Here is an 18,830-nt window from a genome sequence, read left to right as displayed (position 1 = left end):
ACTCCATGGAAGAGTTCGCAATTGCTTTTGTCGCCGTCGCCATCCTTGCGCTTGCGGCGTTTGCCGTGGTCGTGCAGCCATCACTGAGCTTCTGGCAGAGCGACGAGAGCTGATCGCTTCGGCATTCCGCGACTGAGGCCGCAAGACATCCGGCCCAAGGAACAACTCCGCTGCCTCCTGGATTGTCCAGCAAACCAGGGAGTTGATCCATGATCCGCAAGTCCATTCTCATCGCCTTCACATGTGCTGCGCTTTCGACGGCGGCCTTTGCCCAAGGGGGCGGTGGAGGCGGCGGTGCGGGCGCGGGTGGCGGTGCCGGCGCAGGCGCCGCGGCGGGGACGGGCACCGGCGGTGCCGGATCTGCGGCGAGTTCAGGTGCCGGAATGGGCACGTCATCCAGCAGCGCCAATTCGGGGCCGTCGGCGCCTTCAGGAATGGGGACGCATGGCACCACCACCGGAGCCAACGTCAACACCAACAACAGCCTGAACAATCAGAATGCGCAGCCGCCGACCGCGAACGGCAAGACGCCGGCCGCGGCGCAAGCCGAACGGAACACGGGCGTCGGTCACGCGCCCAACGGGCTGCCGATCGGCAGTCCGGGAACCGGGACCAGCAATGAGGATCAGCGATAGTCTGGCTGTCGTCAAAGGCCCGCGCTGCGGGGGCCTTTCTCGCTGCACGTCAGGGAGCGATTGCCGTTCCGACCCGAACCGCCGACACGGCTCTTGCCGCAGGCAAAGCTAGGCCCGCGGCTCGCTCTCCTCCGCATCGCGGCTCCGGCGCGTGCGCAGATAGACGAGCGCGACGTTGATGGCCAGCCAGGCTGCCACGCCTGCAAGCAACCATGCCACGTTGAACGTTCCCTCTGATGCCCTTTTGGGTCGTATGTCCTGATAACAATTGGGGGCGCGGCTTATTCCCCGGGACGGCAGCGACGGCAGGGGAGCGGAGCTGCCGGCCGGCGTCGGACGTCGCGCATCCAGATTCAGGCGTCAATCGACCGGAATCGGCGCTACATTCTCCGCCCTATCTTGATCGAGACTTGCATCGCGGATCCCGGCTGCCATGACATCCGACCAACCATCGAACCGAACCAAACGGGTCCGCTGCTGCATCGTCGGCGGGGGACCAGCCGGCATGATGCTCGGCTATCTCCTGGGGCGGGCCGGCATCGAGGTCGTGGTGCTGGAGAAACACGCGGATTTCTTCCGCGACTTCCGGGGCGATACCGTGCATCCCTCGACGCTTCAAGTGATGGACGAGCTCGGCCTGATCGACGGCTTCCTGAAGCTGCCGCATCAGCGCCTGCAGAAGCTGGACGGCCTGTTCGGCGGTACGCCGGTGCGCATTGCCGATCTTTCCCGGCTCCACACCAAGTACCCCTTCATTGCCTTCATGCCGCAATGGGACTTCCTGAATTTCCTGCGCGAAGCCGGCGGGCGCTTTGCCTCGCTGGAAATGATGATGAATACCGAGGCGGTCGATCTGATCCGCCGCGGCGAGACCATCGCCGGCGTGCGGGCGACGACGCCCGACGGCATCGTCGACATCGAAGCCGATCTGACCATCGCCTGCGACGGCCGGCATTCGACGGTGCGCGAGCGCGCGGGCCTCGCGGTCGAGGAGATCGGCGCGCCGATGGACGTGCTGTGGTTTCGCGCCGGCCGCAAGGCCGACGAGACCGAGAACGTGTTCGCGCGCGTCGAGCCGGGCAAGATGATGATCACCTTCGACCGCGGCGATTACTGGCAATGCGCCTATGTCATCGCCAAGGGACAGTACGAGGCGGTGAAGGCGAGGGGACTGCAGGCTCTGCTCGACGACGTCGTCCGCATGGCGCCGATCCTCAAGGCCGGCATCGCCGACGTGAAGAGCTTCGACGACGTCAAGCTGCTGACGGTTGCGATCAATCGTCTGACGCGCTGGACGCGGCCGGGCCTGCTGTGCATCGGCGACGCCGCGCATGCGATGTCGCCGGTCGGCGGTGTCGGCGTCAATCTCGCCGTGCAGGACGCGGTCGCGACCGCCAATCTGCTGGCAGACAAGTTGCAGCAAGGCTGCCCGTCCGAGGACGAACTCGATGCCGTGCGCCGTCGCCGCGAGTTCCCGGTGAAAATGACGCAGTGGATGCAAAGGGTCGTGCAGAACAACATCATCAGCGGCGCTCTGTACGGCGGCGATCAGCCACTGAAGGTGCCGCTGATCGTACGGCTCATCACCGCGTTGCCGTGGCTCCAGGGCATTCCTGCGCGGCTGATTGGGCTCGGCGTGCGACCCGAGCACGTGCAGTCGAAAGTAGCTGCGAGATCGTAACGTCGCAATTTGGTAGGGATAACGCCGCGTTAAATCGCGCGTCCGGCGTTGCGCGTCGGCAACAGCGCCGACGCATCTGCACGTCGGTGCCGGCCGATGCGCCGCGTTAACTCTGTTGATTCCAATTTTAGTAACGTGCGTCTGTGACCGTGCGCCCATCAAAGGACACGGGGTGTACCATGCGTAACAAATTCATTGCCGCCTTCGCCTGCACGACCGCTCTGGTTTCGACGGGCGTGGCCTCCGCTGCCGATCTCGGCGCGCGTTACACGAAGGCGCCCGCTTATGTGGAGCCGCTGTTCAACTGGACCGGCTTCTATGTCGGTGGCCACATCGGCGGCGCATGGACCAACGAGCAGTTCATCAACAACGGGAATACGTCGACCTTCGGCGATCTCGGGCCGGGGCAGGGCTATCGTCAGCGCGGATCGGGCATCATGGGCGGTGCGCAGATCGGCTACAACTGGCAGGCCAACAACTACGTGTTCGGCATGGAGGGCACCATCTCCGGCCTCGACAACAAGGGCTCGTTCACGAACACCGCGTTCGGTGCCGGCGACGACGTGTTCTCCTGGCGCGCCAACGTGCTTGCGACCGTGGTCGGCCGCGCCGGCTTTGCCGTGCAGAACAACCTCTTCTACGTCAAGGGCGGCTATGCCGGCGTGAACAATCGTCTTTCGGTCAACGACACGGTCGGCCCGGCAACGGGATCGGGCGGACAGACGCACTGGGCCAACGGCTGGACCGTCGGCGCCGGCTGGGAATACGGCGTCACCCGCAACTGGATCGTCGGCCTCGAATACAACTACGCTGCCTTCGGCAGCCAGACCTATCAGCTCGGCGGCACCTCGGGTAACTACACCTTCGATGCCAAGCCGCGCGACATCCAGTGGGCCGTCGTGCGCGCGAGCTACAAGTTCGACGCACCGGTCATCGCCCGTTACTGAGCACGTCGACGACGCAACGCGACCAACGATCAAAAAAGCACTGCCAAACTTCGAGAGCCCCGGCTTCGTCCGGGGCTCTTTTTTGCGTCCGGGAAACGTCAGCCTGATGGACCTTTGCGTGATTCAAATGCCACTTTGTCCCAAATAGCGCACTAGAGCCCGCGAGGAGGGCAGATTGGGCCTCGCAACCCCAGAGGTGCGACGTATCATGCAGGCGGACAATTTCCATTTCTTGCAACTTTTTCTGGAGCAATACCGATGAAAAAGGCTTTGGTTTTCGCAGGAATGATGTCTCTTCTGGTCGGTGCGCCCGGCATCGCGGCGGCAGCCGACATGGCCGTCAAGGCCGCACCCATCGCGCCGCCGGTCGCGGTGTATAACTGGACCGGCTTCTACATCGGCGGGTTTGGCGGATATGGCTGGGGCAATCACGATCGCCTCAACGACGTCGGTTTTGCCAATAGCTATGACTCGCGCGGGCCCATCGCCGGCGGCCTCGCCGGCTATAACTGGCAGATCAGGAATTTCGTGCTCGGTGTCGAAGGCGATCTCGCCTGGGCGGACATCAAGGGCGACGACAATTTCGTGGGCGGCACTCGCGATGAGACCACGCTGCGCTGGGTCGGCACCATCCGCGGCCGCGCCGGCATTGCGTTCAACAAATGGTTGTTCTTTGCGACGGGCGGATGGGCCTATGGCGAGCAGCGTCACGTGAACACGAATCTCGGCGTCGGCGTCGATGCCTTCTCGTCGAACACCAGCGGTTGGACCGCAGGTGCCGGCGTGGAATACGCATTCGCTCCGAACTGGCTCGGCAAGGCCGAGTATCGCTACTACGATTTCGAGCGCTACTCCCGCGGCGGCGCGCCTCTGGCAACGCCCAACGGCAATATTCCCTACAGTGTCGCCAGCCAGTACCAGACTGTCACGGTCGGCATCAGCTACAAGTTCGGCGGCCCGGTGATGGCGAAGTACTGATCGCCTGCAAGAACAGCAAAAGCCCCGGCTGCGATGCCGGGGCTTTTTTACGTGCGCGTGCGCCTCAGGCCATCACCGAGAAACCGCCGTCGACGGGAATCGCGGTGCCCGTGACGAAGTTCGAGGCGGGCGATGCGAGGAATACCGCGATGCCGGCGAAGTCGTCGATGTCGCCCCAGCGTCCCGCAGGGGTGCGCGCCAGCACGCGCTCGTGCAGGCCGGAGACCTGCTTGCGCGCACCGCGGGTGAGGTCGGTGTCGATCCAGCCCGGCAGGATCGCGTTGACCTGGATGTTGTCGGGCGCCCAGGCGTTGGCGCAGGCGCGCGTATACTGCACGATGCCGCCCTTGCTCGCCGCGTAAGCGGTCGCGAAGCTCGCACCGAAGATCGACATCATCGAGCCGATGTTGATCACCTTGCCGTTGCCGGACGCCTTCAGCGCGGGATAGGCGAGCTTCGAGCACAGAAAGGCGCTGGTGAGATTGGTCTGGATCACCGTGTTCCACTCGTCGAGCTCGAGCTCGTGGGGCGGCTTGCGGATGCTCATGCCGGCATTGTTGATGAGGATGTCGATGCGGCCGAGATCCCTGACCACGCGGTCCACCATCGCGGCGATCGCCGCCTTGTCGGTGACGTCGGTGGTGATGGAGATCGCCTTCACGCCGCGCGCTTTGAGATCTTCGACGGCTGCCTTGGACTTCGCCTCGTTGCGTCCGACCACGGCGATGTCGGCGCCTGCGTCGGCGAGCCCGTGCGCCAGGCCGAGCCCGATGCCGCCATTGCCTCCTGTGACGATCGCGACCTTGCCGCGGAGATCGAACCGGTTGGATGTCATGTTTCTTCTTTCTGGTTTCTTCTATTGATTGCTTTGCCAGATCAGAACCAGCCCGAAGCCGGCCATGGCTGCGCCATAACCTGCCCATTGCAGCTGGTTGACCATGAAGCTCGACCGCGGCCAGGCGATGGTGCCCGTGCCCTGTCCGATCCAGAGCAGCCCGACGGCGAGGGCAAACAGGCCTGCCACAAGCAGAAATCTGCGCATGCGTTCCTCCCTGTCGGTCCGCTTCCGTCACGGTGCGGCGATGAAGGATCACCGCCGCCGCGAAAGCTTGGGCCCACACTAAAGCGTTTTCGAGCGATGTGGATACCGGTTCGCGTCAAGAAAGCGCGTCAAAACAAGAATCGAGGGGGAGCGATCAGGGATGCCGTTGGGCGATCGCAAAGGCAGCCTCGTCGAGGCAAGCGGCGCGTGACATTCACCGCCTTGCATCGACTGGCCCATAACGAAAAAGCCCCGGCGATGCCGGGGCTTTGACGTTTGATCGTGAGATCAGATCAGTACTTCGCGACGACCGGACCGGTCCAGTTGAAGCGGTAGACCAGCGAGGTCGAGATCGTCTGGTTCCAGCTGTTGGCGCGGATGTCGCGACCGACCAGCGCGTTGGTGCCGTCGACCAGCTCGTTCTGGGTCTTGGTGTTGTAGAAGGCCGAACGATACTCGGTCTTCATGAACCAGCCGGGCGAGGTGAGGCCGAAGATGTTCAGGCTGTTCTCGACGCCGCCACCGATGAACCAACCATTGCGGTTGTAGCTGTTCAGGTGGATGCCAGCCGGAGTGCCCACAACGTTCGTGAAGTTGGTCTGGCCGAAGTGAGCGCCGGTGTAGCCGCCGTTGACGTAGGAGAGAACGTTCGGGGCGACCAGCCAGCCGAGGCGCACGCCGGCGGCCCAGGAGGTTTCGAGCTTCTGGTTGCCGGTGAGGCCGCCGATCGGATCCTGAATGGTGGCGCGGATGCTGCCGAACTGACCGTCGGCGAACACGCCGGCGACCCAGGTGTTGTTGAACTGCCAGTCGTAGCCGGCGCCGACCGTGCCGAACCAACAGGAGCCACCCTGGCGCTGGTCGATGGTCAGCGCGGTATTGGTTCCCGTGGTCTGGACATGCTGGTCAGCGTTCGAGAGGCCACCGCCGCCACCGCCGAAGACGTAGAAACCGGTCCAGTTCGCGACGGGCGCCGCCATCGGGGCCTTCACGTAAGGACGGGCAGCGAGATCAGCCGCCGAGGCCGAACCGGTCATCGCGGCAACCGCGGTCAGAGCGAGCAAAACCTTTTTCATGTCAAAATCCCCAACCTTGGTCTGTCGTAACAGGCGCGAGCGCACTGAAGTTCGTGTCATCTGATGTCCCGGACTATAGACGTTTCCGTCCGAAATGCTGTTGCAGGGCAGGCACAGTCGCCGGAAAACGCGGCGCCGGGCGGATTTGGGGCGGTTTCCGGAAGAAGCAAAATTATCGTATAGATTCAATATATTAGGTGGAATTTCGACCCTGCGATTTTGGGTAACTTCTCGTTAGCAAATCCGGCTTTGTCCGAAACGGAGGCAGCGCTGCCTCCGCCTTGGCGCCCTGAGTCGTTGGCCGACTCGGCCCCCACGCGCCTGAGTCGGGACGGAAGGAGTCACCCGGCTGAACCCCCGCAGACGTAAAAAGGCCCCGGCGAACCACCGGGGCCTTGGCGTGACGCGTCAGAACGCTGTCTCAGACGTCCAGCAATTCCTCGCTGGCGAACTCGGCCTTGTCCGAGATGAAAGCAAAGCGCGCCTCCGCCTTCGTGCCCATCAGCCGTTCCACGGAATCGGCCGTGGTGTCGCGATCGTCGGGGAGCAGCACGACCTTGAGCAGCGTGCGCTTGGCTGGATCCATCGTGGTTTCCTTGAGCTGCGCCGGCATCATCTCGCCGAGGCCTTTGAAGCGGTTCACCTCGACCTTGGCGTTGGCATTGAACGCGCTTCGGATCAGCTCGTCCTTGTGCTTGTCGTCGCGCGCGTAGACCGACTTGGTGCCGTGGGTCAGCTTGTAGAGCGGAGGCACGGCGAGGAAGAGGTGGCCCTCGTCGATCAACCGCGGCATCTGCCGATAGAAGAAGGTGATCAGCAGCGAAGCGATGTGGGCGCCGTCGACGTCGGCGTCGGTCATGATGATGATGCGCTGATAGCGCAGATCCTCTTCACGATAGTGCAGCAGCTGGCCGCAGCCGATCGCCTGCACGAGGTCGGAGAGCTGGGCGTTGGCCGTCAGCTTGTCCTTGCCGGCGGAGGCGACGTTGAGAATCTTGCCGCGTAGCGGCAGCACCGCCTGCGTCTTGCGGTCGCGCGCCTGCTTGGCGCTGCCGCCTGCCGAGTCGCCCTCGACGATAAACAGCTCGGAGCCTTCGGTGCCGGCATCGGTGCAGTCGGCGAGCTTGCCGGGCAGGCGCAGCTTCTTGCCGGCAGTCTTGCGCGCCGTCTCTTTCTCCTGCCGCCGCCGCAGACGCTCCTCGGCGCGGTCGATCACGAAGTCGAGCAGCCGGTTGGCCATGTTCGGATTGCCCGACAGCCAATGGTCGAACGGATCCTTCATCGCCTGCTCGACGATGCGCTGCGCTTCGGCGGTGGCGAGGCGGTCCTTGGTCTGGCCCTGGAATTCGGGCTCGCGCACGAACACCGAGAGCATCACGGCTGCACCCACCATCACGTCTTCCGAGGTGATGGACGAGGCGCGCTTGCCCTGGCCGACGCGCTCGGCGTGATCCTTCAGGCCGCGGAGCAGCGCGCTGCGCAGGCCGGATTCGTGCGTGCCGCCATCGGGCGTCGGCACCGTGTTGGTGTAGGAGGACAGGAAGCCGTCGGCATCCGCGGTCCAGGCCACCGCCCATTCGCAGGCGCCATGCGCGCCGTTGCGGCCCGACTTGCCGGAGAAGATATCGGGATGCACCAGCGTGTCGGCGTGGATCGCCGCCGCCAGATAATCCTTGAGGCCGCCGGGGAAGTGGAAGGTCGCTTCCGCCGGGACATCCTCGACGCCCTTGAGCAGCTCGGGCGCGCAGTTCCAGCGGATCTCGACGCCGCCGAACAGATACGCCTTCGAGCGTGTCATCTTGAACAGGCGCTGCGGCTTGAACGCCGCCTTGGCGCCGAAGATGTCGGTGTCAGGCTTGAAGCGCACGCGCGTGCCGCGGCGGTTGTTGACCTTGCCGAGGTCCTCGAGCTTGCCCTTGGGATGGCCGCGCTCGAACGTCATGCGATGCAGCTTCTGGCCGCGCGCGACTTCGACTTCGAGACGTGAGGAGAGGGCATTCACCACGGAGATGCCGACGCCGTGCAGACCGCCCGAGGTCTCGTACACCTTGCTGTCGAACTTGCCGCCCGAGTGGAGCGTGCACATGATGACTTCGAGCGCCGACTTCTTCGGGAATTTCGGGTGCGGATCGATCGGAATGCCGCGTCCGTTGTCGGTGACGGTCAGGAACCCGTCCGTGCTCAGCTCGACACCGATGAAGGTCGCATGTCCCGCCAGCGCCTCGTCCATCGAGTTGTCGATGACTTCGGCGAACAGGTGATGCAGCGCCTTCTCGTCGGTGCCGCCGATATACATGCCCGGCCGGCGCCGTACCGGTTCCAGGCCCTCGAGGACCTCGATGTCGGCCGCGGTGTAATCGGCTTCTCCGCCACTGCCGCGCGGTGCTGCCTTGGCGGCGCGGGGCTTCGGCTCGTCGCCACCGAAAAAGTCGTCTTTTGCTTTGGGTTTCAACTGCTTGGACATATATCTTGATGCGTTTTGAGGGCCGCAGGAGCGGCGAATCGATTAGGCCGACTATGCCACTTCTGACCAGGAAAGGTTATCGCAGGGCGGTCCGGGCGGTGTGGTTGGGAGCCAATCCCGGCGATTTTACGCCGCAGGCCCAGTCATTCCCGGCAATTTGACGTCCTCGCCCGGCAGGTGCCGGGTTTTGTGACTTGATGTCACACAAGCCCTTGGCTTACCAGTCTTTTTCATCGAGCAGCACCTTGAGACGGGGCGGGAAGGCTATTTTTGATGGAGCAGTTTGCGCACGCCCTGGCCGATTTCGTGCGCGCTCACCAGGCCTGGGCCGCTCCGATCGTGTTCCTGCTCGCCTTCGGGGAGTCGCTCGCCTTCATCTCGCTGCTGGTCCCCGCCTGGGGCGCGCTGGTCGCGATCGGTGCGCTGATCGGGGTGAGCGGCATCAGCTTCTTTCCGGTCTGGATTGCCGGCGGCCTCGGCGCGGCGCTGGGGGACTGGGTCTCCTATTGGTTCGGCTATCGCTACAAGGAGAAGGTCGCCGAGATGTGGCCGCTCTCGCGCTATCCGGGACTCCTGCCCAGAGGCGAGGCTTTCGTTCGGAGCTGGGGCATCCCCAGCATCTTCATCGGCCGCTTCTTCGGTCCCTTGCGGGCCTCGGTGCCGCTCGCGGCCGGCATCTTCGAGATGCCCTATTGGAGCTTCCAGGCTGCCAATTTCATCTCGGCGCTGGTCTGGTCTGCCGTGCTCCTGCTGTTCGGAGACGTGCTCGCCAAGATCATGGAATGGATCTGGCGGGTGATCTGACGCTGCAAACCTTGACGAAAAACAGATCTGGCCTTATAGCCGCGCGCCATGATCAACGCCGCGACCATCCTGTTCGCCCGTCGCCGCCGCCGCTCTTTAGCGGTTTGGGCGGTCGATCGCGTTTGAGATCATCGTCTTTGCCGCTGGATCCGATCCGCGGCATTCTCTCTCCTGTCAGCGCGATCTGATCCGGCGGCCCCCCAAGGAGGCCCAGCAGGAGACCACGATGTACACGCCCCCATTTTTCAAGCAGGACCGCGCCGCGAGCCTGAAATTCGCGGACGAGCGCGGCTTCGGCACCATGTGTGCCTTTGACGGCAAGAAACCGGTCGCCTCGCCGCTGCCGTTCTATCTGACCTACGCGGCTGATGGCACGCCGCAGGCCGCCTTTCACGTCGCCCGTCACAATCCGCTGCTAAAGCTGGCGGGCAGCGATGCGTCCTGGCTGCTCACGGTCAACGGCCCCGATGCCTATGTGTCGCCGGACTGGTACGTCTCGCCGGATCAGGTTCCGACCTGGCTCTACCAGTCGGTGCATCTGAGCGGGCCGGTGCGGCTGTTGTCGGACGAGGAGCTGGCGGTGCAGATCGACACGCTTAGCGACAAGTTCGAGGGCTGGCTGCTGCCGAAGAAGCCGTGGACCTCGGGCAAGATGACCGCCGGCCGGCTCGAAGCCATGAAGAAGGGGATCGTGGGGCTGGTCATGACGGTTGAAGAGATCGAAGGCAGCTTCAAGCTCAACCAGCACAAATTCGACGCCGACTATATTGCGATCGCCAACGCGCTCGGTGCGCAGCCCGCGGCCGATGCCAAAGCGATTGCGCAGCTGATGCAGGACGTGAGGCCGGAAGCCTTCGCGGCCGAAACCAACAAGCTCGAAAGGAGCGTTCCATGAGCCTCGCTGACACCACCAAAGCCCCGACCACCAGCGCGGCCAGGAAGCCCGCCACCGTCTTCGTCGACGGCGGCTCCGGCACCACCGGGCTCGGCATCAACGAGCGGCTGAAGCTCCAGAACGACGTCGTCGTGAAGACGATTGCCGACGACAAGCGCAAGGATCCCGCCGCCAAGAAGGCGCTGATGGAGGAGGTGGATCTCGTCATCCTCTGCCTGCCCGACGATGCCGCCAAGGAGACGGTCGCGATGGTCGACAGCATGGGGGCATCGGGCCCGAAGGTGCTGGACGCTTCGACCGCGTACCGGGTCGCGCCCGACTGGGCTTACGGCTTTCCCGAGTTGACGGCTGACCAGGCCGGCAAGATCAAGGCCGCCAAGAAGGTTTCCAATCCCGGCTGCTATCCGACCGGCGCGATCGCGTTGCTGCGGCCGATCGTCGACGCCGGCCTGCTGCCATCAGATTATCCCGTCACCGTCAACGCGGTGAGCGGCTATTCCGGCGGCGGCAAGTCGATGATCGCAAGCTTTGAAGACGGCAGCGCGCCGTCCTTCGAGCTCTACGGCCTCGGCTTCGAGCACAAGCATCTGCCCGAGATGCAGCTCTATTCGAACCTGACGCGGCGGCCGATCTTCATTCCCTCTGTCGGCAACTACCGGCAGGGAATGCTGGTCTCGGTGCCCCTCCAGCTCGACACGCTGCCGGGCAAGCCTGGCGGTGCCGACCTTCAGGCCGCGCTGGCCAAGCGCTACGCCGGCTCGAAATACGTCAAGGCGATGCCGCTGCAGAACGAGGCCGCCAAAGCCGGCCGGCTCGAACCGGAGGCGCTCAACGAGACCAACATGCTCGAGCTCTACGTCTTCGCCAGCGACAAGCATCACCAGGCCGTGCTGGTCGCCCGGCTCGACAATCTCGGCAAGGGTGCCTCGGGCGCTGCCGTGCAGAACATGCGGTTGATGCTTGGGCTGGCAGAGACCTGACCGGTCCAGCGTTGAGGGGACGTATGATGACCAAGAAGAAGATCGGCATTCTCGGCGCCTCCGGCTACACCGGCGCCGACGCGGTGCGCCTGTTGGCGCGGCATCCGCATGCCGAGATCACCGCACTCACTGCCAATACCCACGCCGGTAAAGCCATGAGCGAGGTGTTTCCGCATTTCTTCATGCTGGACCTGCCCAAGCTCGTGGAATGGGAGAAGGTCGACTGGAGCACGCTCGATGCGGTGTTCTGCGGACTGCCGCACGGGACCACGCAGGACATCATCGCCGCGGTCCTCAAGGCAAATCCTGATATCAAGGTCCTCGACATGTCCGCCGATTTCAGGCTGCGGGACAAGAACACCTATGCGCAATGGTACGGCCATGAGCACCGGGCGCTCGAATTGCAGGGCGAGGCGGTCTATGGCCTCACCGAATTCTATCGCGAGAAGATCACCTCCGCGCGGCTGGTCGCCTGTCCCGGCTGCTATCCCACGGCGGCGCTGCTCGCGCTGGTCCCGCTTGCGAAGGCCAGACTGATCGACGTCGACGACATCGTCATCGACGCGAAATCGGGCCTCACCGGCGCCGGACGCGGGCTGAAACAGAACACGTTGTTCAGCGAGGCGGGCGAGGGGCTTTCGCCCTATTCGGTCGGTACCCACCGGCACGCGCCCGAGATCGAGCAGGAGATCGGCCTCGCCGCCGGCTCCGCGGTGACGGTGAACTTTACGCCGCACCTGATCCCGATGGCGCGCGGCGAACTCTGTACGTCCTACGTCAAACTCAATGGCGCGACGACGCCCGACGATTTGCGGGCCGCGCTCGAGAAGGCCTATGTCAACGAACCCTTCGTGCATGTTGCCAAGAAGGGCGTGCTGCCGCAGACGCAGAATGTCCGCGGGTCCAACTATGTGCAGATCGGCGTCGTCGCCGATCGCATCAAGAACCGGGCGATCGTCATTTCCACGCTCGACAATCTGGTGAAGGGCTCGGCCGGGCAGGCGATCCAGAACATGAACCTGATGTTCGGGCTGCCGGAGACGGCGGGGTTGGAGCAGATCGCGCTGTTCCCGTGAGGTGGGTGCGACAATGGACGAAGAGACGCTGCAATTCTACCGCGGCAACGCCGAGGCCTATGCCAGGCGCGAGATCACCTCGCGGCAGGCGCGGCTGACGGCGTTTCTTGACCGGCTCGCGCCAGGTGCTTCCATTCTCGAACTCGGATGCGGTGCCGGCGGCGATACCGCGGAAATACTTTCGCGCGGCTTTGCGGTTCGCCCGACCGACGGATCGCCTGAGATGGCCGAGGTCGCCTCGCGCCGTCTCGGCCGTCCGGTCGAGACCCTGCTGTTCGAGCAGCTCGACGCGACCGAGGCCTATGACGCCGTCTGGGCCAATGCGTGCCTGCTGCATGTGCCGAGACCCGAACTCGCCGGGGTTTTGGCGCGGATCTGGCGCGCGCTGAAGCCTGCCGGGCACTTCTACGCCAGCTACAAGGCCGGCGACGTCGATGGCCGCGACACGCTGAACCGCTATTACAATTATCCCTCGCCGGACTGGCTGCGGGCGACCTACTCCGAGGCGGGCCGCTGGAGCGGGGTGACGATCGATGCCGGCGAGGTCAAGGGCTTCGACGACAAGCAAGCATCGATGCTGTTCGTCGTCGCGCAGAAGAGCGGGTGAGCGCGGCGCGCGCTCACAGCACCTTGAAGATCGCCAGCGCCAGCACGGCCTGCGCTGCGAAGCCGACGCTGAAGGCGAGGGTTCGGAACACCGGGATGCCGAGCGCATAGACGATCAGATGCGCGACGCGCGACCAGAAATAGACGGCGCAGGCGAGCACGGTCCATTTCGTCGAATAGTCGATCGCATTCAGGATCAGCACCAGCGGCGCGAAGATGACGAGGTTCTCGACCGCGTTGTCGTGCGCGAACATCAGGCGGTTGGCCCATTCCGCCTGCGGCTTGTCGCCGCGCGAGGGATTGGCCATGGCGCCGGTCAGCCCGCGAATCTGGCAGCGGTTGATGACGTAGGGGATCCAGAGGATTCCGGTCAGGATCACCGTCAGTGTCAGCCAGAACAATTCGCGCGTCATAGTGCGGTCCCCTCTGTCGTCGCTGTGGTGAGCGGAAGTCTATACGAAAGCACGGACGATTCCGCTATGCGCGAACCCTGACATAGCTGCCGGGTGCATCCTCGATCGGGGGCAGGGCCTCGCTGCCGACGGTGCGCGCCGGGACCTGCTCCGGATCGAGCTCGCCCAGCCATTGCCGCCAGTCCGGCCACCACGAGCCCTTGTGCTCGACCGCGCCCTTCATCCATTGCGCGACGTTGACGTCCTTGATGTTGTCGTTGGTCCAGTACTGGTACTTGTTCGAGGCGGGCGGATTGACGACGCCGGCGATGTGGCCCGAGCCCGACAGCACATATTTCACCGGACCGCCGAAGAACTGCGAGCCGTAGAGCACCGATTCCGCCGGCGCGATGTGGTCCTCGCGGGTGGCGAGGTTGTAGACGGGCACCTTGACCTTGGAGAGGTCGAGCAGCGTGTTGTCGAGCACCATCGTGCCCGTCGACAGCCGGTTCTCCAGATAGCAATTGCGCAGATAATAGGAATGGTTCGACGCGGTCATGCGAGTCGCGTCGGAGTTCCAGTGCAGCAGGTCGAACGCGCTCGGCTGCTGGCCCTTCAGATAGTTGCTGACGACATAGGACCAGATCAGGTCGTTGGAGCGCAGCATGTTGAAGGCCATCGCCATCTTCGAGCCTTCGAGCACGCCGGCCGCCTTCATGTCCTGCTCGAGCGCTGCGATCTGGTCCTCGTCGACGAACACCAGCAGGTCACCCGCGTGGGTGAAGTCGACCTGCGCGGCGAAGAACGTCGCGGACGACACGCGCTGGCGGCGCTTCTCGGCGAGCCAGGCCAGCGTGGTCGCGAGCATGGTGCCGCCGACGCAATAGCCGGCGGTGTGCACCTTCATCTCGCCGGTGACCTTCTCGATCACGTCCATCGCCGTGAGCGGGCCTTCCTTCATGTAGTCTTCCCAGCTCTTGTTGCCGAGCCGCTTGTCGGGATTGACCCATGAGATCACGAACACGGTGATGCCCTGGTCGACGCACCACTTGATGTAGGATTTCTCCGGCTTGAGATCGAGGATGTAGAACTTGTTGATCCAGGGCGGCACGATCAGGAGCGGGGTGCGCAGCACCGTCTCCGTGGTCGGCGAATACTGGATCAGCTGCATCATCTCGTTCTGGTAGATCACCTTGCCCGGCGTCGTCGCCATGTTGACGCCGACGACGAGATTGTCCGGATTGGACTGGCGGATCTTCAGCATGCCCTTGCCGGCTGCGATGTCCTCGGCGAGCATCGTCAGGCCGCGCGCGAGGTTCTCCCCGCTGCTGGCCACGGTCTCGCGCAGCACCTCCGGATTGGTCAGCACGAAATTGGACGGCGACAGCGCGTTGGTGACCTGCTGCACGTAGAACTCGGCCTTGCGGCGGGTGTGCGGATCAAGCTCGGCGTCGCGCACCAAATCCTGCGCCCATTTGGTCGTGAGCAGATAGAGCTGCATCACGAAATCGAAGAACTGGTTGGACTTCCATTCCGGATCGGCAAAGCGCTTGTCGCGGGGCGAGGGCGCGATCGCGGGCGGAACATCCTGGCCGGCCATGCGGCGTGCCGCCGAGCCCCAGAGGTCGAGATAGTCCTTGGCAAGCTTGGTCTGGAGGTCGGAGGAGCGCGACGTGTCCGACAGCCAGTATTCGGCGACCGAGGTGAAGGTCTTGACCACTTCCGCAAGCTCGGCCGGCGGGCGATCCTGCACCTCGCCGCTCTCGCGCGGCTTGAGATAGGCGGCCAACGCCTTGCCTCCGCTCTCCATTGCCCGCGCGACATTCATCGCGAAGGCTTCCGCATCGAACTTGGTCTCGGGCTTGGGCGTGTCGGTCGTGGCCATACTCATGCGCAGAACAGTAACGACTCATTCCGTATTCGTCACCGCGAAGCTCGCATGTTTGGCGTTAAACCCGCTCCAAGATGTGCTGCACTGCGACAAAGCTTCTTGGTTTTGTCACAATCGCGGTGCAACCCTCATGCCGTGGGCCTTGGATGTTTTCTCGCTCGTACCATTTGTGGGCAGCAATGGTTTGAGCTTGGGCAGGTTGTCGGGTTAGTGTGCGACAGCTTGCATTGGGACGAGTAGGGGATTTCCCAAGTGTTGGCGTTTCGGGACCTGCAGAAGTCGCTGCTGATTTGTGGCGCGCTCTTGAGCGTGGCATTTGCGTTGGGCGGCTGTTCCAGTCAGCTCGCGGACATGACGCCCGCGGATGCGCAGGCCCATCCCAGGGAGCCCGGGAGCTATCTGCCGGTGCACGACCTGCCGCCGGATCGCGATCAAGCCGTCATCTCCCCGGAGCAGCGCGCCAAGATCGAGGCCGAGCTTGCCGCCGCGCGCGATCGTCAGGCCGTCGCCGCCAAAGAGGGCAAATGAGGCGGTGCAAGGTAATCGCTGGCGCCCCCGCCTTGCCGTGCTAAAAGACCTGGGTTCAGCCGAGAGTCAGGGCGAACGACTTCAGTCCTCGTTGTCGATGATTGCTCTAAGCATTTGATTTTGAGTAATTTTTGCGTCGAAACTGAGCCCCTTTCCGAACCGCCGTCCTGTCCCGTCGATTCTGTCCTGACCGGTTGCCCCGGAGCCCAGAGAGCCATGGAAGAATTTTACCGCATCCGCCGCCTTCCGCCTTACGTGTTCGAGCAGGTCAATCGGGCCAAGGCGGCCGCGCGGAATGCCGGCGCCGACATCATCGACCTCGGCATGGGCAACCCGGATCTGCCGGCGCCTGCGCATGTGCTGGAGAAGCTGAAGGAGACGCTGGGCAAGCCGCGCACGGACCGCTACTCGGCCTCCCGCGGTATTCCGGGCCTGCGCCGCGCCCAGGCCGCCTATTACGCCCGCCGCTTCGGCGTGAAGCTCAATCCGGACACCCAGGTCGTGGCGACGCTGGGGTCGAAGGAGGGCTTCGCCAACGTGGCGCAGGCGATCACGGCGCCCGGTGACGTCATCCTCTGTCCGAACCCGAGCTATCCGATTCACGCCTTCGGCTTTTTGATGGCGGGCGGCGTGATCCGTTCGGTGCCCTCGGAGCCGACGCCGCAGTTCTTCGAGGCGGTGGAGCGGGCGATCGTGCATTCGATCCCCAAGCCGCTCGCGCTCGTCGTCTGCTATCCCTCGAACCCGACCGCCTATGTCGCGAGCCTCGATTTCTACAAGGACCTCGTCGCGTTCGCGAAGAAGCACGAGATCCTGATCCTGTCCGATCTCGCCTATGCCGAGGTCTATTTCGACGAGAGCAACCCGCCGCCCTCGGTGCTGCAGGTGCCGGGTGCGATCGACGTCACGGTCGAGTTCACCTCGATGTCCAAGACCTATTCGATGGCCGGCTGGCGCATGGGCTTTGCGGTCGGCAATGAGCGCGTGATCGCCGCGCTCGCCCGCGTCAAATCATACCTCGATTACGGCGCCTTCACGCCGGTGCAGGTCGCGGCGACCGCCGCGCTGAACGGCCCGGACGATTGCATCAAGGAGATGCGCGACACCTACCGCAAGCGGCGCGACGCGCTGGTGGAATCGTTCGGCCGGGCGGGGTGGGAAATTCCGCCGCCGGAGGCCTCGATGTTCGCCTGGGTGCCGCTGCCGGAAGCCTTCCGCAGCGTCGGCAGCATGCAGTTCGCCACCCTGATGGTGGAGAAGTCAGGCGTTGCGGTCTCGCCCGGCGTCGGCTTCGGCGAGCATGGTGAAGGATATGTCCGCATCGCCATGGTGGAAAACGAGCAACGGATCAGGCAGGCCGCGCGCGGCGTGCGCCGCTTCCTTGAAAGCGGCATCGAAACGTTGCACAACGTCGTTCCGCTCGCCAATCGGCGTTAAGTTCTCTTCGGCAGGTTTTCTAAGACATCATGGTTGCACCCCTGAAAGTGGGCATAGCGGGGCTCGGCACCGTGGGCGCCGAAGTGATCCGTTTGATCGAAACGCAAGGCCGCGTGCTCGCGGCCCGCAGCGGCCGCGGCATTCGCGTCGTTGCCGTCACTGCGCGCTCGAAGGCCAAGAAGCGCGGCATCGATCTGCGCGGCGTCGAATGGGCCAAGGATCCGATGGCGCTGGCGACGCACCCCGGCATCGACTGCTTCGTCGAGCTGATGGGCGGCGCCGGTGATCCCGCGCTCTCGGCCGTCGAAGCCGCGCTCAACGCGGGTAAGTCGGTGGTCACCGCCAACAAGGCCTTGCTCGCCAAGCACGGCCTCAAGCTCGCCAAGGCGGCCGAAAACCACGGCGGGGCGCTGAATTTCGAGGCAGCCGTCGGCGCCGCGATCCCCGTCATCAAGACGTTGCGCGAGGGCCTTGCCGGCACCGGCATCAACCGCGTCTACGGCATCCTCAACGGCACCTGCAACTACATCCTGACCCGGATGGAGCAGGAGGGGCTGTCCTTTGCCGAATGCCTCAAGGACGCGCAGCGGCTCGGCTATGCCGAGGCCAACCCGTCCTTCGACGTCGACGGTCACGATACCGCGCAAAAGCTCGCGATCCTCGCCAGCCTCGCTTTCGGCACGAAAGTTGCTCAAAGCGCGGTGTATGTCGAAGGCATCTCATCCATCGCGCCGGAGGATCTGCGCGCCGCCGACGATCTCGGTTACCGGCTCAAGCTGCTCGGCGTTGCGGTTCGCACCGCCAAGGGCATCGAGCAGCGCGTGCATCCGACCATGGTGCCGAAATCCTCCTCGATTGCGCAGGTGATGGGTGTCACCAATGCGGTCACGATCGACGGCGAGGGCATTCCGCCGATCACGCTGGTCGGCCCAGGCGCGGGCGGCGCGGCCACCGCTTCCGCCGTGGTCGCCGACATCGCCGATGTCGCGCGCGGCATCCGTGCCAATCCCTTCGGCCGGCCGATTGCGCAACTGCGCGACACCAAGAAGGCGCCGATGGAGCGGCACGAAGGCGGCTACTACATCCGCCTCCTGGCCCGCGATTTCCCCGGCACTGCGGCCGCGATCGCGACCCGGCTGGCCGAGCAGAAGATTTCGATCGAGTCGATCGTGCAGCGCCATCCCAATGGCGGCGTTGCGCCCGCAAACGGCAAGGCGGTCCCCGTGCCCGTCATCCTGATCACCTACGCTACGCACGAAGACGCCGTGCGCCGTGCACTCGCCGCCGTGCAGAAGGACAAGGTGATCAGCGGACGGCCGCAGGTGATCCGGATCGAGAAGAACTGAGCGTGAAAGACACGAAGCGGTTCGAACGAACCGCCGATGTTGCGAGTTGATG

At 64.2% G+C, this 18,830-nt stretch carries 19 protein-coding genes; 13 read left to right on the top strand and 6 right to left on the bottom strand.

Annotation, left to right across the window (positions count from 1 at the left end):
• Positions 1 to 209: 209 nt before the first annotated feature.
• The 4 genes from Q0743_RS21610 (at position 210) to Q0743_RS21595 (ending at position 4,241) form a co-directional block, all read left to right on the top strand.
• Positions 210 to 635 carry a hypothetical protein gene (locus tag Q0743_RS21610; protein WP_298243507.1) on the top strand — a complete coding sequence of 142 codons (426 nt, stop codon included), beginning with the start codon at positions 210 to 212 and terminating at the stop codon, positions 633 to 635.
• Between the two features lie 433 nt (positions 636 to 1,068).
• Positions 1,069 to 2,316 (top strand): FAD-dependent oxidoreductase, encoded by a 1,248-nt coding sequence (locus Q0743_RS21605; RefSeq protein ID WP_298243506.1) that lies wholly within the window; start codon positions 1,069 to 1,071, stop codon positions 2,314 to 2,316.
• 179 nt (positions 2,317 to 2,495) lie between these two features.
• Complete coding sequence (locus tag Q0743_RS21600) at positions 2,496 to 3,263, top strand: outer membrane beta-barrel protein (protein WP_298243505.1); 768 nt, start codon at positions 2,496 to 2,498, stop codon at positions 3,261 to 3,263.
• 285 nt (positions 3,264 to 3,548) lie between these two features.
• Complete coding sequence (locus Q0743_RS21595; protein WP_298243504.1) at positions 3,549 to 4,241, top strand: outer membrane protein; 693 nt, start codon at positions 3,549 to 3,551, stop codon at positions 4,239 to 4,241.
• Positions 4,242 to 4,305: 64 nt separating this feature from the next.
• On the opposite strand, the gene Q0743_RS21590 is transcribed toward Q0743_RS21595, so the two are convergent.
• The 4 genes from Q0743_RS21590 to parE all read right to left on the bottom strand — a co-directional run bounded on the left by Q0743_RS21590 (position 4,306) and on the right by parE (position 8,823).
• The gene (locus Q0743_RS21590) at positions 4,306 to 5,076 is read right to left on the bottom strand and encodes an SDR family NAD(P)-dependent oxidoreductase (RefSeq protein ID WP_298243503.1); all 771 of its coding nucleotides are present in this window, start codon (positions 5,074 to 5,076) and stop codon (positions 4,306 to 4,308) included.
• A gap of 21 nt (positions 5,077 to 5,097) precedes the next feature.
• Positions 5,098 to 5,283, bottom strand: a complete 186-nt coding sequence (locus Q0743_RS21585) for a hypothetical protein (protein WP_063194318.1) — start codon at positions 5,281 to 5,283, stop codon at positions 5,098 to 5,100.
• 293 nt (positions 5,284 to 5,576) lie between these two features.
• Positions 5,577 to 6,359 carry an outer membrane protein gene (locus Q0743_RS21580; RefSeq protein ID WP_298243502.1) on the bottom strand — a complete coding sequence of 261 codons (783 nt, stop codon included), beginning with the start codon at positions 6,357 to 6,359 and terminating at the stop codon, positions 5,577 to 5,579.
• Between the two features lie 421 nt (positions 6,360 to 6,780).
• Positions 6,781 to 8,823 (bottom strand): DNA topoisomerase IV subunit B, encoded by a 2,043-nt coding sequence (parE, locus tag Q0743_RS21575; protein ID WP_298243501.1) that lies wholly within the window; start codon positions 8,821 to 8,823, stop codon positions 6,781 to 6,783.
• Between the two features lie 273 nt (positions 8,824 to 9,096).
• Here parE and Q0743_RS21570 point away from each other — a divergent pair, with 273 nt between their 5' ends.
• The 6 genes from Q0743_RS21570 to Q0743_RS21545 are packed head-to-tail and all read left to right on the top strand — an operon-like array spanning position 9,097 to position 13,185.
• Entirely contained in the window at positions 9,097 to 9,627 is a 531-nt protein-coding gene (locus Q0743_RS21570) for a DedA family protein (protein ID WP_298243500.1), read from the top strand.
• Entirely contained in the window at positions 9,606 to 9,815 is a 210-nt protein-coding gene (locus Q0743_RS21565; protein WP_298243521.1) for a hypothetical protein, read from the top strand. Before Q0743_RS21570 ends, Q0743_RS21565 begins: the two co-directional genes overlap by 22 nt.
• Positions 9,816 to 9,853: 38 nt before the next feature.
• Positions 9,854 to 10,522 carry an FMN-binding negative transcriptional regulator gene (locus Q0743_RS21560; protein ID WP_298243499.1) on the top strand — a complete coding sequence of 223 codons (669 nt, stop codon included), beginning with the start codon at positions 9,854 to 9,856 and terminating at the stop codon, positions 10,520 to 10,522.
• A complete protein-coding gene (gene argC / locus Q0743_RS21555; RefSeq protein WP_298243498.1) occupies positions 10,519 to 11,502 on the top strand; it encodes an N-acetyl-gamma-glutamyl-phosphate reductase in 984 nt (327 codons plus the stop codon). Before Q0743_RS21560 ends, argC (Q0743_RS21555) begins: the two co-directional genes overlap by 4 nt.
• Positions 11,503 to 11,528: 26 nt before the next feature.
• Positions 11,529 to 12,578 (top strand): N-acetyl-gamma-glutamyl-phosphate reductase, encoded by a 1,050-nt coding sequence (argC, locus tag Q0743_RS21550; RefSeq protein WP_298243497.1) that lies wholly within the window; start codon positions 11,529 to 11,531, stop codon positions 12,576 to 12,578.
• 13 nt (positions 12,579 to 12,591) lie between these two features.
• Positions 12,592 to 13,185: a bifunctional 2-polyprenyl-6-hydroxyphenol methylase/3-demethylubiquinol 3-O-methyltransferase UbiG gene (locus tag Q0743_RS21545; protein ID WP_298243496.1), complete on the top strand. Its 594-nt coding sequence runs from the start codon at positions 12,592 to 12,594 to the stop codon at positions 13,183 to 13,185.
• Between the two features lie 13 nt (positions 13,186 to 13,198).
• Here the strand turns inward: Q0743_RS21545 and Q0743_RS21540 are convergent, their stop codons facing one another.
• Both Q0743_RS21540 and Q0743_RS21535 read right to left on the bottom strand, forming a co-directional pair.
• Entirely contained in the window at positions 13,199 to 13,597 is a 399-nt protein-coding gene (locus Q0743_RS21540) for an MAPEG family protein (RefSeq protein WP_298243495.1), read from the bottom strand.
• A 64-nt stretch (positions 13,598 to 13,661) separates the two neighbouring features.
• Entirely contained in the window at positions 13,662 to 15,467 is a 1,806-nt protein-coding gene (locus Q0743_RS21535; RefSeq protein WP_298243494.1) for a class I poly(R)-hydroxyalkanoic acid synthase, read from the bottom strand.
• A 252-nt stretch (positions 15,468 to 15,719) separates the two neighbouring features.
• On the opposite strand from Q0743_RS21535, the gene Q0743_RS21530 reads away from it, so the two are divergent.
• The 3 genes from Q0743_RS21530 (at position 15,720) to Q0743_RS21520 (ending at position 18,778) form a co-directional block, all read left to right on the top strand.
• Positions 15,720 to 15,995, top strand: coding sequence for a hypothetical protein (locus Q0743_RS21530; protein ID WP_298243493.1), 276 nt, complete (start codon positions 15,720 to 15,722; stop codon positions 15,993 to 15,995).
• 216 nt (positions 15,996 to 16,211) lie between these two features.
• The gene (locus Q0743_RS21525) at positions 16,212 to 17,432 is read left to right on the top strand and encodes an LL-diaminopimelate aminotransferase (protein ID WP_298243492.1); all 1,221 of its coding nucleotides are present in this window, start codon (positions 16,212 to 16,214) and stop codon (positions 17,430 to 17,432) included.
• 29 nt (positions 17,433 to 17,461) lie between these two features.
• On the top strand, positions 17,462 to 18,778 hold the full coding sequence (locus Q0743_RS21520; RefSeq protein WP_298243491.1) for a homoserine dehydrogenase: 1,317 nt from the start codon (positions 17,462 to 17,464) through the stop codon (positions 18,776 to 18,778).
• Positions 18,779 to 18,830: the final 52 nt, after the last annotated feature.

The organism is uncultured Bradyrhizobium sp. (genome assembly GCF_936943645.1).
In the GTDB taxonomy this organism is placed as follows: domain Bacteria; phylum Pseudomonadota; class Alphaproteobacteria; order Rhizobiales; family Xanthobacteraceae; genus Bradyrhizobium.
Note: the sequence above shows the minus strand (reverse complement) of the source record. Positions and strands in the feature narration are given on the sequence as shown.